General features: G+C 66.9%; 13 protein-coding genes. 9 read left to right on the forward strand and 4 right to left on the reverse strand.

What is annotated here, in order from left to right; translation table 11 throughout:
• Positions 1 to 341: 341 nt before the first annotated feature.
• Complete coding sequence (locus M8R19_RS25195) at positions 342 to 2,270, reverse strand: transglycosylase SLT domain-containing protein (RefSeq protein WP_249919253.1); 1,929 nt, start codon at positions 2,268 to 2,270, stop codon at positions 342 to 344.
• A 195-nt stretch (positions 2,271 to 2,465) separates the two neighbouring features.
• Here M8R19_RS25195 and M8R19_RS25200 point away from each other — a divergent pair, with 195 nt between their 5' ends.
• Entirely contained in the window at positions 2,466 to 4,367 is a 1,902-nt protein-coding gene (locus M8R19_RS25200; protein ID WP_249919254.1) for an ATP-binding cassette domain-containing protein, read from the forward strand.
• A 66-nt stretch (positions 4,368 to 4,433) separates the two neighbouring features.
• Positions 4,434 to 5,117, forward strand: coding sequence for a DUF6901 family protein (locus M8R19_RS25205; RefSeq protein ID WP_249919255.1), 684 nt, complete (start codon positions 4,434 to 4,436; stop codon positions 5,115 to 5,117).
• A 36-nt stretch (positions 5,118 to 5,153) separates the two neighbouring features.
• On the opposite strand, the gene M8R19_RS25210 is transcribed toward M8R19_RS25205, so the two are convergent.
• On the reverse strand, positions 5,154 to 5,594 hold the full coding sequence (locus M8R19_RS25210; RefSeq protein ID WP_043267328.1) for a universal stress protein: 441 nt from the start codon (positions 5,592 to 5,594) through the stop codon (positions 5,154 to 5,156).
• Between the two features lie 65 nt (positions 5,595 to 5,659).
• On the opposite strand from M8R19_RS25210, the gene M8R19_RS25215 reads away from it, so the two are divergent.
• Entirely contained in the window at positions 5,660 to 6,097 is a 438-nt protein-coding gene (locus tag M8R19_RS25215; RefSeq protein ID WP_074979938.1) for a hypothetical protein, read from the forward strand.
• Between the two features lie 21 nt (positions 6,098 to 6,118).
• Here M8R19_RS25215 and M8R19_RS25220 read toward each other — a convergent pair whose 3' ends face one another.
• The gene (locus tag M8R19_RS25220) at positions 6,119 to 6,925 is read right to left on the reverse strand and encodes a hypothetical protein (protein WP_249919256.1); all 807 of its coding nucleotides are present in this window, start codon (positions 6,923 to 6,925) and stop codon (positions 6,119 to 6,121) included.
• A 435-nt stretch (positions 6,926 to 7,360) separates the two neighbouring features.
• On the opposite strand from M8R19_RS25220, the gene fadB reads away from it, so the two are divergent.
• The 6 genes from fadB to M8R19_RS25250 all read left to right on the forward strand — a co-directional run bounded on the left by fadB (position 7,361) and on the right by M8R19_RS25250 (position 14,752).
• Complete coding sequence (gene fadB, locus M8R19_RS25225) at positions 7,361 to 9,508, forward strand: fatty acid oxidation complex subunit alpha FadB (protein WP_249919257.1); 2,148 nt, start codon at positions 7,361 to 7,363, stop codon at positions 9,506 to 9,508.
• Positions 9,509 to 9,537: 29 nt separating this feature from the next.
• Positions 9,538 to 10,713 carry an acetyl-CoA C-acyltransferase FadA gene (gene fadA, locus M8R19_RS25230; RefSeq protein WP_074979929.1) on the forward strand — a complete coding sequence of 392 codons (1,176 nt, stop codon included), beginning with the start codon at positions 9,538 to 9,540 and terminating at the stop codon, positions 10,711 to 10,713.
• 174 nt (positions 10,714 to 10,887) lie between these two features.
• Positions 10,888 to 11,145 carry a DUF1653 domain-containing protein gene (locus tag M8R19_RS25235; RefSeq protein WP_169720923.1) on the forward strand — a complete coding sequence of 86 codons (258 nt, stop codon included), beginning with the start codon at positions 10,888 to 10,890 and terminating at the stop codon, positions 11,143 to 11,145.
• 96 nt (positions 11,146 to 11,241) lie between these two features.
• The gene (gene topA / locus M8R19_RS25240; RefSeq protein ID WP_074979927.1) at positions 11,242 to 13,851 is read left to right on the forward strand and encodes a type I DNA topoisomerase; all 2,610 of its coding nucleotides are present in this window, start codon (positions 11,242 to 11,244) and stop codon (positions 13,849 to 13,851) included.
• 66 nt (positions 13,852 to 13,917) lie between these two features.
• The gene (locus M8R19_RS25245; protein ID WP_074979924.1) at positions 13,918 to 14,439 is read left to right on the forward strand and encodes a DUF6586 family protein; all 522 of its coding nucleotides are present in this window, start codon (positions 13,918 to 13,920) and stop codon (positions 14,437 to 14,439) included.
• 79 nt (positions 14,440 to 14,518) lie between these two features.
• Positions 14,519 to 14,752, forward strand: coding sequence for a hypothetical protein (locus M8R19_RS25250; protein ID WP_009621357.1), 234 nt, complete (start codon positions 14,519 to 14,521; stop codon positions 14,750 to 14,752).
• Between the two features lie 12 nt (positions 14,753 to 14,764).
• Here M8R19_RS25250 and sulA read toward each other — a convergent pair whose 3' ends face one another.
• On the reverse strand, positions 14,765 to 15,238 hold the full coding sequence (sulA, locus tag M8R19_RS25255) for an SOS-induced cell division inhibitor SulA (RefSeq protein ID WP_074979922.1): 474 nt from the start codon (positions 15,236 to 15,238) through the stop codon (positions 14,765 to 14,767).
• Between the last annotated feature and the right edge of the window lie 8 nt (positions 15,239 to 15,246).

Below are 15,246 nucleotides of genomic sequence, written 5' to 3' on the forward strand. Positions count from 1 at the left end.
CCTGCCCGCGATTTCGCGCGCAGGGCGCGCTCCTACAGGGGGAATGGCGTTGGGAATAACGGTCTTGCCGACTGCGCCGAGATGCTCTTCGTAGGAGCGAGCCGTGCCCGCCCGTATGGTAGGAGCGGATCTCATCCGCGAATCGCGCCGATACCCCCGGCTATCGCGGACATGGTCCGCTCCTGCGTTCTCCGGCAAACACCACCGTAGGATGGGTCGAGCGAAGCGATACCCATCGCCACGATTCTGAAAGGCGCTCCGGCCCGCGCTCGCAGTGCGCGGATGCGAAGGTCAGGCGGCGGATAACCGCGAACGGTTATCCGCCCTACGCCAAGGGGCGGTCAGAGCTCGTCGAAGAAGCGCTCGTGCCAGTCCACCAGCGGCTGCGGCACGCCGATCTTCTGGCCGTAGATGACCGCGTAGGACAGCACGTTCTGCACGTACTGGCGGGTTTCGTCGAAGGGGATGCTCTCCACCCAGACGTCGAAGGACAGGTGGCGGGCGTCCTTCAGCCACTGGCGCACGCGGCCGGGGCCGGCGTTGTAGGCGGCGGTGGCGAGCACGCGGTTGCCGTTGAACTGGCCCTGCACCTGGCTGAGGTAGGCGGCGCCGAGGCGGATGTTGAGGTCCGGCACTATCAACTGCTGCGGCCCGGCCAGGGGAATGCCGAACTTCTTCGAGGTTTCCTTGGCGGTGGCCGGCATCAGCTGCATCAGGCCGGTGGCGCCGACGCCGGAGCGCGCATCGGACATGAAGGCGCTTTCCTGGCGGGTGATGGCGAACACCCAGCTGGGGTGCAGGTCGCGGTTGCGCGCTTCGCGCAGCAGGCTGTCGCGGTGCGCCACCGGGAAGCGGATGTCGAGGTCGTCCCAGTACTGCGCCTGGCTGATGGCGCGGATGGCCGGGAAGTACCACTGCATGTCGTAGGCCATGCGGGCCTGGGCCAGCAGTTCGTCGCGGTTGAACACCCGCGCGGCGTAGTACCACTCGCGGCGGGCGCTGATCACGTCGCCGCGGGCGTAGAACTCCAGGGCGCGGCGGGTGCTGGCGGCGTTGCGCACGCGCTGCATCACCTGCGGGCTGATGCTCACCGGGCGGTTGTTCAGCTGGTAGGGCGCGTTGATCCGGTCGGCGGCGAGGAAGCCGTAGAAGTCGCGCTCGCGCGCCAGCGGCTGGTACAGCGCTATGGCCTGCGGGTTCTGCGGCTGGGCCAGCTGCAGGGTGCGTGCCTGCCAGTAGCGCCAGCGGTTGGTCTCGGCGAGGTCCTTGGGCAACTGGCGCGTCAACTGGTAGGCGTCTTCCCAGCGGCCCAGGCGCATCAGCAGGCGCAGGCGCCATTCGCTGACGGTGTTGTCGCGCAGCTCGGGATCGTAGCGGGTCATCAGCGGCAGGGCGCGTGGGTCGTAGCGGCGCGCCAGGCCCAGGCCGATCTGCCGGGCGATGTTGACCTTCTCCTCGCCGGTGAACGGCAGGCTGCTCTCGTAGCCGTCGAGCAGGCCCAGGGCGCGCTCCGGGTCCTGCTTGGCCAGGCGCCGCAGGCCCAGGCCGACGACGTCGGCCATGGCGTGGGTGCGCAGGCTGAAGCGTTCGGTCTGGCTCAGCTGGGCGGGGTTCTGCGCCACCTTGACCATCAGCTCGCCGAGGCTGCCGAGGGTCGGCAGGCGCTTGGCGAGGGTGGTGGCCAGGCCGTAGTTGCCGTTCTCGGCCGCCAGCTTCAGGCGCTTCCAGACCATGTCCTCGGTGAGCTGGCCGTCGGCCTGCCAGAGGTTGAACAGGGTGTCGCAGGCGTCGGGCTGCGACTTGCCCACCAGCCACAGCTTCTGAGCGGTCTCGTAGCCGGCGGCCTTCTGCCCGTGGGTGAGCTGGTACTGGCCGTACAGGCAGTCCAGCTCGGTGAAGTTCATCTTCGGGTCGTAGTAGTCGAGGAAGGTCTTCCAGTCCTGGCGGTCGGCCAGCTGGCGCAGCCAGCGCAGCTTCAGCCAGTTGATCTGCGGCAGGTCGCCGTGCTCGGTGAGGAAGCCCTCGATCTCGGCGTCGCTGGCGCTTTTCAGACGGTTGGTCAGGTCGTCGTAGCCCAGGTAGGGTTCCAGCGGATAATCCGCCAGGGCCTGGCGGTAGCGCAGGTAGGGGCCGTTGTCGTTGCGCGCCAGGGCGGCCTTGGCCTCGTCGTACATCTGCCGCTGTTGCTGCAGCGGGGCAGCGTGCGCCGGCGCGGCGCTGGTCAGGGTGAGGATCAGGCAGGAGAACAATAGTGAAAGGCGACCGCGCATGACTCTTCCGCAAAATGATTCGTGGCGCAGTCTGGCCGGCGCCGATAGGCACAAGCTTAGCCTGTTGCGCGGCGGCGGCGGAAGCGTCGTGGGGCTACCGTCGGGCACAAAAGATGACAGCCGCGGCGCTCGTGCAAGGCTCTGACTTTTTTCGAGTTTCCCTTACACTGCGTCCCCAGTTTCCGGAGATGCCCCATGACCCTGCTGAAGTTCACCGATGTATCCCTCGCCTTTGGCACCACGCCGCTCCTGGACCAGGTGTCCTGGCAGATCGAGAAGGGCGAGCGGGTCTGCATCATCGGTCGCAACGGCACCGGCAAGTCGAGCATGCTCAAGCTGGTCAAGGGCGAGCAGATGCCCGACGACGGCGCCATCTGGCGCGCCCCGGCGCTGAAGATCGGCGAACTGCCGCAGGAGCTGCCGGTGGCCGACGAGCGCACGGTCTACGACGTGGTCGCCGAGGGCCTGGCCGAGGTCGGCGAGCTGCTCAGCCGCTACCACCACCTGAGCCAGCACATACAGGGCGAGGACGACCTGACCCAGCTGGCGCGCGTCCAGCAGGCCCTGGAAGCCCGCGACGGCTGGCGCCTGCAGCAACTGGTGGAAACCACCCTCACGCGCCTGCAGCTGCCGGCCGACAAGACCCTCTCCGAGCTTTCCGGTGGCTGGCGCCGCCGCGTGCTGCTGGCCCAGGCGCTGGTCGCCGAGCCGGACCTGCTGCTGCTGGACGAGCCGACCAACCACCTGGACATCGGCGCCATCGCCTGGCTGGAAGAGGCGCTGTCCGGCTTCCCCGGCGCGGTGCTGTTCATCACCCACGATCGCGCCTTCCTGCAGGCCGTGGCCAACCGCATCCTCGAACTGGACCGCGGCCACCTGATCGACTGGAAGGGCGACTACGCCAGCTTCCTGGTGCACAAGGAGCAGCAACTGGCGGCGGAAGAGGCGGCCAACGCGCTGTTCGACAAGCGCCTGGCCCAGGAGGAAGTGTGGATCCGCCAGGGCATCAAGGCCCGGCGCACCCGCAACGAGGGCCGCGTGCGCGCGCTCAAGGCCATGCGCAACGAGCGTGCCGAACGCCGCGAGCGCACCGGCAAGGCCAGCTTCCAGATGGAGACGGCGGAGAAGTCCGGCAAGCAGGTGATAGTCGCCGAGAAGGTCGGCTTCGCCCATCCCGGCGGCGAGCCGCTGATCCGCGATTTCTCCCTGGTGCTGCAGCGCGGCGACCGCATCGGCCTGCTGGGCGCCAACGGCACCGGCAAGACCACCCTGCTCAAGCTGCTGCTGGGCGACCTGCAGCCGACTTCCGGCAGCATCAAGGAAGGCACGCGCCTGGAAGTGGCCTATTTCGACCAGTTGCGTCACCAGCTGGAGCCGGAAAAGACCGTCATCGACAACATCGCCGAAGGCCGCGAATTCATCACCATCAACGGCCAGAACCGCCACGTGCTGAGCTACCTGGGCGACTTCCTGTTCTCCCCGCAGCGCGCCCGCACGCCGGTCAAGGCGCTGTCCGGCGGCGAACGGGCACGGCTGTTGCTGGCCAAGCTGTTCAGCAAGCCGGCCAACCTGCTGGTGCTGGACGAACCGACCAACGACCTGGACGTGGAAACCCTGGAGCTGCTGGAAGAGGTGCTGCTGAGTTTCGACGGCACCGTGCTGATGGTCAGCCACGACCGCGCCTTCCTCGACAACGTGGTGACCAGCACCCTGGTGTTCGAAGGCGAGGGCCGCGTGCGCGAGTTCGTCGGCGGCTACCAGGACTGGCTGCGCCAGGGCGGTTCGCCGCGCCTGCTGGGCGTGGGCGAGGAGAAGGCGGCGAAATCCGAGCCCGCCCCGCAGGCAGTTGCGGCACCGGCCGCGGCGCCGGAGGCGGCGAAGAAGAAGCTCAGCTACAAGCTGCAGCGCGAACTGGAGGCCATCCCCGGGCAGATCGACGCCCTGGAGGCCGAACTGGCCGGCGTGCAGGAAGAAATCTCGGCGCCCAGCTTCTACCAGCGCCCGGCGGAGGAGACCCGCGTGGTGCTGGAGCGCCTGGACAGCCTGCAGGCCGAGCTGGACCGGCTGATCGAGCGCTGGGCCGAACTGGAAGAATGACCTGCCCCGTCGGGAAGGTGCCCGGGGGCTGCCGCTGTGGCGGCGATCGGCGAGTTGGGGAAGGGCATGGCGATCGAGTACCGCATCAATCTGGATGACGAACAGGGCTTCAGCTACCGCATCGAGCTGGAACGCCGCTTCGATGGCGAGCAGGCCACCGGGGCGCCGGCGTGGACGCGCCTGGAGCACAACCAGTGCAGCAACTGCCCGCTGTCCCGCGAGCAGCACAGGTATTGCCCGGCGGCGGTGGACCTGCACCGGGTGATCGAGGATTTCCGCGGCCTGCCGGCGCTGAAGAGGGTGGATGTGCTGGTGCGCACCCCCGAGCGCGAGTACCACAAGCAGGTCGGCCTGGAGGAGGGCCTGCGGGCGCTGCTGGGGGTGATCATGGCCACCAGCGCCTGCCCGCTGCTGGGGCGGCTCAAGCCCATGGCCCAGCAGCACCTGCCGTTCGCCAGCAACCAGGAGTTCATCACCCGCGCGGTGTCGCTGTACCTGATGCGCCAGTACTTCAACTACCGCGAGGGGCGCCACGCCGACTGGGAACTGAAGGGGCTGGTGCGCCTGTACCAGCAGCTGCAACTGGTCAACCAGGCGTTCTGGCAGCGCATCCACGACAGCTGCGTGGGCGACTCCAACCTCAAGGCCTTCCTCAGCTTCTTCTCCATGTCCTCGAGCATGAGCTATTCGCTGGAGGCGCAGTTGCAGAAGGTTCGCCCGGCATTGATGAGCGGGGGAGAGGTGTTCTGAAACCGGGCGCCCGCCGCGACGGGCGCCCGGGCTGACTCACTCGGTCTTCTGCAGGCGCACCGCCAGCACGTCGCAGGGCGCGCCGTGCAGCACGTCGTTGGCGGTGGAGCCCAGCAGCAGGGCCAGGCCGTGGCGGCCGTGGCTGCCGACGATGATCAGGTCGCAGCCCTGCTCCTTGGCCAGGCGGTGGATTTCCTGGCGCGGCTGGCCGTAGACCAGGTGGCTCTGGGCGATGGATACCTGCGGGTAGCAGAGGGTGAACTGGTGCATGCGCTCCTTGGCCTGGTCGAACTGCTGTTGCTGCAGCATCGACAGGTCCATCGGCACGTCACCGCCGAAGGCCATGGCCATGGGCTCGACCACGTGCACGGTGGACAGCTGCGCCTGGGTGCTGGAGGCCAGCGCCACGGCGCGCTTCATCACCGGATCGCATTCGTCGGTGAGGTCCACGGCGACCAGGATGTGTTGGTAGGGCATGAGCGTCTCCTCCGGGGGACAGTTATGAATGCAAGTATGGCTCTTTGGGCCGAGGTATACCCGATATGACGGTCTGGTGGTCGATTCTGCTCCTGGCGCTGGTGCTCAGCCCGCTGGCCTGGCTGATGCCTTCGCGCGGCCAGCGCGGGCAGATGGACCTGCGCCTGCAGGCGCGGCGCCTGGGGCTGGCCATGCAGATGGCGCGCCAGGAGTGGCCGCACTGGCTGGAGCGGCAACCGCCGCAGAGCTGCGCGCAGTACCACCGCGGCCGCAGCCGTGGGCGCAACGACGAGTGGCGCTACTGGCAGAGCGCACCGGGCGTCTGGCTGGACCGCTGGCGCGAGCCCTGCGCCGACGAGGAACTGCTCGCCGACCTGGCGACGCTGCCGGGCGACGTGTACATGGTCGAGGCTTCGGCGCAGTTCATCGCCCTGTACTGGGGCGAGCGCGGCGACGCCAGCCACCTGCAGCGCATCGCCGACTTCCTTTCCCGGCGCGCCTGAGCGCCGTGGCGCTGCCGTCATTCAGAGTTGCGCCGCGGCATAGCGGCCGGAGACCTGCTCCAGGTCGGCGATGATGCCGTCGGAGTACTTGTCGATGAGGAAGGGCACGTTACTCTGCGCGGCGCCCTGCAGCGATTTCTCGATGAACCGCCACTTGGTGGAGATGGCCCGCAGCTCGCGGCCGATCTCCGGGCTGGTCTGCGGCGCCTGCTGCAGTTGCAGCAGGTTGATGGCGAAGCGGTTGGTCAGGTCGTCGAGGGCCTGCTGGTCCTCGCTGCGCACCGGGTTGGCGCCCACCGAGGCGTTGCGCGACACGTAGTTCCAGGTGATCGACTGCATCAGCAGGCTCTGCTCGCGGCTCTGCTGGGTGAGCGGCGGCACCTGCTGGCCGCTGTCCTTCTGGATGCCCTCGTAGAGCTGTTCGGCGGTATCCAGCAGCTGGCTGTTGCGGCTGGCCAGGTCGCCCAGGGGCTGGAAGTCGTTGTAGCCGTTCTGCTTCTGCGCCTGCAGCTGCTGCTCCAGGGCCTGGCGGTAGCCGTCCCACTGTTCCTGCAGCTTGCTCCTGAGCTGCGCCGAGGCGCTGCCGGGCATCTGCCCCAGGCGTTCCAGGGCGGCGCCGGCGTCGGCCGTGGAGCTGGCCACCAGGCCCGCGTAGCGCGGGTCCCCGGCCATGGCGTTGAGCAGGAACAGGTCGCTCAGGCTGCGCTGGGCGGCCAAGCGCATCTGGTGCAGCGCCAGCAGGTCGCCGGCGGGCTCGGCGTGGGCCAGAAAGGGCAGGGCGGACAGGACGAACAGGGACAACAGGCGGGCCAGCGGTCGGCATGGCATGGGCGCGTCTCCTTGGGGCCGTGGGGCTTCTTGTTGTTCTTCGCGATGCTCGGCGACAAGCGATTCGCCGGACTCTAACCCGCGTCCGGGCATTTTGCCAACGACGTGGCTGGCCCCGGGCCAGACAGCGGCACGGGGCGCCATGGTTTTGCTGAATGTCGCGGCAGAACCTCGCTGAATGCGGCGAACCAGAGGCCTTTCGGACAGCCGTCCGCGATTGACAAGCGCAGGCTTTTCGAAGAAGGTGTGCACACCCGAATCAAACGGGCGTATGAATCGAGCGTTTGCCATGTACGAACGGTCGAACCAAGGCCCCGACTATCGCATCGGCGGGTGTGCCGCAGGCTTTGGGACTATGCTCCGCGACTGCGGAACGGTCCCGATACACGGCGTCCGATGCGTGAGTTCAAGCTTCCCTAGCGTGGAGATCAGTTGATGATTTACCAAGGTAAAGCCATCACGGTTAAGGCTCTTGAGAGCGGCATCGTCGAGCTGAATTTCGACCTCAAGGGCGAGTCCGTCAACAAGTTCAACCGGCTCACCCTGAACGAACTGCGTGAAGCAGTCGATGCGATCAAGGCCGATGCGTCCGTCAAGGGCGTGATCGTGACCAGCGGCAAAGGCGTGTTCATCGTCGGCGCCGACATCACCGAATTCGTCGACAACTTCAAGCTGCCGGACGAAGAACTGCTGGCCGGCAACCTCGAAGCCAACACGATCTTCAGCGCCTTCGAGGACCTCGAGGTCCCGACCGTCGCCGCGATCAACGGCATCGCCCTGGGCGGCGGCCTGGAAATGTGCCTGGCCGCGGACTTCCGCGTGATGAGCGCCACCGCCAAGATCGGCCTGCCGGAAGTCAAGCTGGGCATCTACCCGGGCTTCGGCGGCACCGTGCGCCTGCCGCGCCTGATCGGCGTGGACAACGCCGTGGAGTGGATCGCCTCGGGCAAGGAAAACCGTGCCGAGGACGCCCTGAAGGTCGGCGCCGTCGACGCCGTGGTCGCCCCCGAGCAACTGCAGGCCGCGGCCCTGGACCTGGTCAAGCGCGCCATCGCCGGCGAGCTGGACCACAAGGCCCGCCGCCAGCCCAAGCTGGAAAAGATCAAGCTCAACGCCATCGAGCAGATGATGGCCTTCGAGACCGCCAAGGGCTTCGTCGCTGGCCAGGCCGGCCCGAACTACCCGGCCCCGGTCGAAGCCATCAAGTCGATCCAGAAGGCCGCCAACTTCGGCCGTGACAAGGCGCTGGAAGTCGAGGCCCAGGGCTTCGTCAAGCTGGCCAAGACCTCGGTCGCGCAAAGCCTGATCGGCCTGTTCCTGAACGACCAGGAACTGAAGAAGAAAGCCAAGCAGTACGACGAAGTCGCCAAGGACGTGAAACTGGCCGCCGTGCTCGGCGCCGGCATCATGGGCGGCGGCATCGCCTACCAGTCGGCGGTCAAGGGCACCCCGATCCTGATGAAGGATATCCGCGAAGAGGGTATCCAGATGGGCCTGAACGAGGCCTCCAAGCTGCTCGGCAAGCGCGTCGAGAAGGGCCGCCTGACCCCGGCCAAGATGGCCGAGGCGCTGAACGCCATCCGCCCGACCATGTCCTATGGCGACTTCGGCAACGTCGACATCGTCGTCGAAGCCGTGGTCGAGAACCCCAAGGTCAAGCAGATCGTGCTGGCCGAGGTGGAAGGCGTGGTCAAGGAGGACGCGATCCTCGCTTCCAACACCTCGACCATCTCCATCAGCCTGCTGGCCCAGGCCCTGAAGCGCCCGGAAAACTTCGTCGGCATGCACTTCTTCAACCCGGTGCACATGATGCCCCTGGTCGAAGTCATCCGCGGCGAGAAGTCCGGTGACGTGGCCGTCGCCACCACCGTGGCCTACGCCAAGAAGATGGGCAAGAACCCCATCGTGGTGAATGACTGCCCCGGCTTCCTGGTCAACCGCGTGCTGTTCCCGTACTTCGGCGGCTTCTCCAAGCTGCTGGGCTTCGGCGTCGACTTCGCGCGCATCGACAAGGTCATGGAGAAGTTCGGCTGGCCCATGGGCCCGGCCTACCTGTCCGACGTGGTCGGCATCGACACCGGCCACCATGGCCGCGACGTGATGGCCGAAGGCTTCCCGGACCGCATGGCGGTGGAAGGCAAGACCGCCGTCGACGTCATGTACGAGGCCAACCGCCTGGGCCAGAAGAACGGCAAGGGCTTCTACGCCTACGAGACCGACAAGCGCGGCAAGCCGAAGAAGGTCAGCGACCCGCAGGCCTACGAACTGCTCAAGGCCATCGTCAGCGAGCAGCGTGAGCTGACCGACGAGGACATCATCAACTACATGATGATCCCGCTGTGCCTGGAGACCGTGCGCTGCCTGGAAGACGGCATCGTCGAAACCGCCGCCGAGGCCGACATGGGCCTGATCTACGGCATCGGCTTCCCGCCCTTCCGTGGTGGTGCGCTGCGCTACATCGACTCCATCGGCGTGGCCGAATTCGTCGCCCTGGCCGACAAGTACGCCGACCTGGGCCCGCTGTACCACCCGACCGCGAAGCTGCGTGAAATGGCCAAGAACGGCCAGAAGTTCTTCGGTTGAGTGCGAACGAATAGAGCGAGAGTGAATTTATGAGCCTGAATCCGAGAGACGCCGTCATTGTCGACTTCGGCCGCACCCCGATGGGCCGTTCCAAGGGCGGGATGCACCGCAACACCCGCGCGGAGAACATGTCCGCGCACCTGATCAGCGGCGTGCTTGCACGCAACCCGAAGGTCGACCCGGCGGAAGTCGAGGACGTCATCTGGGGCTGCGTGAACCAGACCCTGGAACAGGGCTGGAACATCGCGCGCATGGCCTCGCTGATGACCCCGATCCCCCACACCAGCGCCGGCCAGACCGTCAGCCGCCTGTGCGGCTCGTCGATGAGCGCCCTGCACACCGCCGTGCAGGCGATCCAGACCGGCAACGGCGACGTCTTCGTCGTCGGCGGCGTGGAGCACATGGGCCACGTCGGCATGATGCACGGCGTCGACCCGAACCCGCACCTGTCGCTGTACGCCGCCAAGGCCTCCGGCATGATGGGCCTGACCGCCGAGATGCTGGGCAAGATGCACGGCATCACCCGCGAGGCCCAGGACAAGTTCGGCGTGCGTTCGCACCAGTTGGCGTGGAAGGCCACCCAGGAAGGCAAGTTCAAGGACGAGATCATCCCGATGGAAGGGTATGACGAGAACGGCTTCCTGAAGGTCTTCGACTTCGACGAGACCATTCGTCCGGAAACCTCCCTGGAAAGCCTGGCCGCGCTGAAGCCGGCGTTCAACCCGAAAGGCGGCACCGTGACTGCGGGTACCTCCTCGCAGATCACCGACGGCGCTTCCTGCATGATCGTCATGAGCGCCCAGCGCGCCAAGGACCTGGGCATCCAGCCGATGGCCGTGGTCCGCGCCATGGCCGTGGCGGGCGTCGACCCGGCGATCATGGGCTACGGCCCGGTGCCCTCGACCAACAAGGCGCTCAAGCGCGCCGGCCTGACCATCGACGACATCGACTTCGTCGAGCTCAACGAGGCCTTCGCCGCCCAGGCCCTGCCGGTGCTGAAGGACCTCAAGCTGCTCGACAAGATGGACCAGAAGGTCAACCTGCACGGCGGCGCCATCGCCCTGGGCCACCCGTTCGGCTGCTCCGGTGCGCGTATCTCCGGTACCCTGCTGAACGTGATGAAACAGAACGGCGGCACCCTGGGCGTGTCCACCATGTGCGTGGGCCTCGGCCAGGGCATCACCACCATCTTCGAACGCGTCTAGGAACCTGCCCACGATCTGCTGCGCCAGCTAGCGAGATCGTGAACAGATTCTAAGCTTTCGTCGATGGACGAGCCGGGGCCCTGTGCCCCGGCTTTCGTTTTTCCGGGAATGGGGGATTGCCCCGATCGCCCGGGGCCTGGAGAATCGCGGCTTTTTTGCCGAGGAGGGCAGCGTATGGAACTGCAGACCGGCCTGTACCGTCACTACAAGGGCCAGCACTACCGCGTGCTGGGCGTGGCGCGGCATTCGGAGAGCGAGGAGACCCTGGTGGTCTACCAGGCGCTGTACGGCGAGTTCGGCCTCTGGGTGCGCCCGCTGGGCATGTTCACCGAAGCGGTGGAGGTGGACGGCGAGCTGGTTCCGCGCTTTGCTCTGGTGAGCGCCGAAAGCGACCCGCTGGGATTGACCCAGGTCGGTTTCGGCGAATCCTGAACTTGACCTTGGGCGGACCACCACTATATATAGCGGTGCCGTTCCGGGCGCCTCCCTCCTTATATTCACCTTCTCGAAGCAGGAATCTTCCGATCCATGGGTAAATCGCTGGTCATCGTGGAATCACCGGCCAAGGCCAAGACCATCAACAAGTACCTGGGCAGCCAGTACGTGGTGAAGTCGAGCATCGGCCACATTCGCGACCTGCCCACCAGCGGTTCGTCCAGCGCGAAGGAGCCGGCCGCGGCCAAGGCCCGCAAGAGCGCCGCCGAAGCCCCTGCGCTGTCGCCGAAGGAGAAGGCCAAGCGCCAGCTGTTCACCCGCATGGGCGTGGACCCGGAGCACGGCTGGAAGGCCAAGTACGAGATCCTCCCCGGCAAGGAGAAGGTGATCGACGAACTGCGCCGCCTGGCCAAGGATGCCGACACCATCTATCTCGCAACCGACTTGGACCGCGAAGGGGAGGCCATCGCCTGGCACCTGCGCGAGGCCATCGGCGGCGACGACAGCCGCTACAAGCGCGTGGTGTTCAACGAGATCACCAAGAAGGCCATCCAGGAGGCCTTCTCGCAGCCCGGCGAGCTGGACATCAACCGCGTCAACGCCCAGCAGGCGCGGCGCTTCCTCGACCGCGTGGTGGGCTACATGGTCTCGCCGCTGCTGTGGGCCAAGATCGCCCGCGGCCTGTCCGCCGGCCGCGTGCAGTCGGTGGCGGTGAAGCTGGTGGTGGAGCGCGAGCGCGAGATCCGCGCCTTCGTCCCCGAGGAATACTGGGAAATCCACGCCGACCTGAACAGCCCGCGCGGCGAGAAGGCCCGCTTCGAAGTGGTGCGCGAGAAGGGCGAAGCCTTCAAGCCGCTCAACGAAGCCCAGGCCATGGCCGCCCTGGAGAAGCTCAAGGCCTCCAGCTACAGCGTGGCCAAGCGCGAGGACAAACCGACCTCCAGCCGGCCCTCGGCGCCCTTCATCACCTCGACCCTGCAGCAGGCCGCGAGCAACCGCCTGGGCTTCGGCGTGAAGAAGACCATGATGATGGCCCAGCGTCTCTACGAAGCCGGCTACATCACCTACATGCGTACCGACTCGACCAACCTGTCGGCCGACGCCATCGACATGGTGCGCGGCTTCATCGACAGCGAGTTCGGCAAGAAATACCTGCCGGCCAAGCCGAACTTCTATTCCAGCAAGGAAGGCGCCCAGGAAGCGCACGAAGCGATTCGTCCGTCCGACGTCAACCTGCGTCCGACCCAGCTGTCGGGCATGGAGCGCGACGCCGAGCGCCTGTACGACCTGATCTGGCGCCAGTTCGTGGCCTGCCAGATGCCGCCGGCCGAATACCTGTCCACCACCGTCAGCGTCGCCGCCGGTGACTTCGAGCTGCGCGCCAAGGGCCGCATCCTCAAGTTCGACGGCTACACCAAAGTGCTGCCGCAGCAGAGCAGGCCGGGCGAGGACGACGTCCTGCCGATGATGGACCAGGGCGATGCGATGAAGCTGCTCAAGCTCGACCCGAGCCAGCACTTCACCAAGCCGCCGGCGCGCTATTCCGAAGCCAGCCTGGTCAAGGAACTGGAGAAGCGCGGCATCGGCCGTCCGTCGACCTACGCGGCGATCATCTCGACCATCCAGGAGCGCGGCTACGTCACCACCCACAACCGCCGCTTCTACGCCGAGAAGATGGGCGACATCGTCACCGACCGCCTCAACGAGAGCTTCTCCAACCTGATGGACTACGGCTTCACCGCCGGCATGGAAGAGCACCTGGATGACGTGGCCCAGGGCGAGCGCGACTGGAAGCACCTGCTCGACGAGTTCTACGGCGACTTCAAGAAGAAGCTCGAAGTGGCCGAGGTCAGCGAGAAAGGCATGCGCGCCAACCAGCCGACCCTGACCAGCATCCCCTGCCGCGAGTGCGGCCGGCCGATGATGATCCGCACCGCCTCCACCGGCGTGTTCCTCGGCTGCTCCGGCTACAGCCTGCCGCCGAAGGAGCGCTGCAAGGCGACCATCAACCTCATCCCCGGCGACGAGATCGCCGCGGACGACGAGGGTGAGTCCGAATCCCGCGTGCTGCGCGGCAAGCACCGCTGCCCGATCTGCAGCACGGCGATGGACGCCTACCTGCTGGACGAGAAGCACAAGCTGCATATCTGCGGCAACAACCCGGATTGCCCGGGCTACGAGATCGAGGAAGGCCAGTACCGCATCAAGGGCTACGAAGGCCCGAGCCTGGAATGCGACAAGTGCGGCAGCCAGATGCAGCTCAAGACCGGCCGCTTCGGCAAGTTCTTCGGTTGCACCAACCCGGCCTGCAAGAACACCCGCAAGCTGCTGAAGAACGGCGAGCCGGCGCCGCCGAAGATGGACGCCATCCGCATGCCCGAGCTCAAGTGCGAGAAGGTCGACGACGTCTACGTGCTGCGCGACGGCGCTTCCGGCCTGTTCCTGGCCGCCAGCCAGTTCCCCAAGAACCGCGAGACCCGCGCGCCCCTGGTGAGCGAGCTGATCCCGCACAAGGACGAGCTGGACCCGAAATACCACTTCCTGCTCGCCGCGCCGCAGAAGGACCCGGATGGCCGCCCGGCGGTGATCCGCTTCAGCCGCAAGACCAAGGAGCAATACGTGCAGTCCGAGGTGGACGGCAAGCCCAGCGGCTGGCGCGCCTTCTTCGACGGCGGCAAGTGGAAGGTCGAGGACAAGCGCTGATGGGCGGCGCGCCCCGCGCAGGCGGGGCGCGCATATACTGCCAAGTGACCGCATGAGGGCGCGCTGATGGCTCAGGAACTCTACACCCGCACCAACCAGAAGCTGTATTTCGCCGGCCTGGCCCTGGAAGCCTGGCGCAAGGCGGAAGAGGCGCGGCCGATGAACGCCCAGGCGCTGGTGCAGGCCGAGCGCGAGGCGGCGCTGTTCCACCTGTACGGCGCGGTGCTGGGCGTGGCCCACGAGATCGCCGGCTACTACCGCCTGCCCGAGGCCAATGCGCCGCGCGTCGAGCTGCTGCTCAACGCCGAGGTGCTGGCGGCCTCGCCGAGCCCGGAACTGGCCGAGCTGGTGGAGCTGGCGCAGCAGCCGGAAACCTGGCTGGCGCAGCTGTTGGCCGCCTACGCCGAGCTGTTCCTGCCGCCGCGCGAGCCGCGCAAGGCCAAGGTCGACCCGACCCAGCCGCTGATCCAGGCCGTCAGCCTGGACGAGGAAGAGCCGCAGGCCCTGGGCAACGCCGAACTGGAAGCCTGGCGCAAGTCGCTGAAGGAAATGGTGTTGCGCTTCCGTGGGGCGCTGACCGAGCTCTGAGCCTGCCGGAAGTCGGTTGGGCTAGGGGAGAGCGGCCATGACTGTTACAATGGCCGTTCTGCTGTGAGAGAACCTAGCCATGCCGACCTCATTCCTGGAAATCGTTGAACTGCCCGATGGGCGCATCGTACTGCGCCGCGCGGAAGACGAGGAGGCGCTGGTGACCCTGGAGTTCTCCAACGACGCCAAGGGCTTCCTGCAGGGCCAGCACATCGAGATCGCCAAGGCGATGTTCAACGTCGGCGTGCAACTGGCCGGCCGCCTCGCCGAAGGTGGCGAGGTCGAGCAGGACGGCCCGCGCGTCCTGCACTGATCCCTTCCTTTACTACCCCAGACGGATATTCAGGCTCTGCGCCTGCCCGGCGAGCGCCGCGCGGGACAGTTGCGCGCGCGCCTTGCCGCTGAGCGCCGGCAACCAGCTGACCACCGTGTGGCTGTGGCCCAGGCGCAGCGCCTCGCAGGCCAGGCTCAGGGCGGATGCCTGGTCGCGCGCCGGCAGCAGCAGGATGCGCTCGCGGTTCAGCCCGGCCTTGCGCAGCCAGTCGTGGGTGAGGCTGGCCGGCGGGGCGATCAGCGTCAGCCAGCGGGCATCCTTCTCTTCGCTGAGTTCGCGCAGGATGGGCGCCAGCAGGCTCTGGCAGTGGCCCGGCAGACCGCGCAGCGACAGCTCGCTGAAGGCTTCGTCCTCGACGGCATCCGGTTCTGCCAGCTTGGCCAGCAGGGGCTCTTCGGCGTTGGCCCAGAGCGCCTCCTGGAACAGCGGCAGTTGGGGCAGGTCCAGCGGCTGGGGATACTGCATGGTGCCTC

The organism is Pseudomonas sp. R3.Fl (assembly GCF_023516765.1).
Taxonomy (GTDB): Bacteria; Pseudomonadota; Gammaproteobacteria; order Pseudomonadales; family Pseudomonadaceae; genus Pseudomonas; species Pseudomonas citronellolis.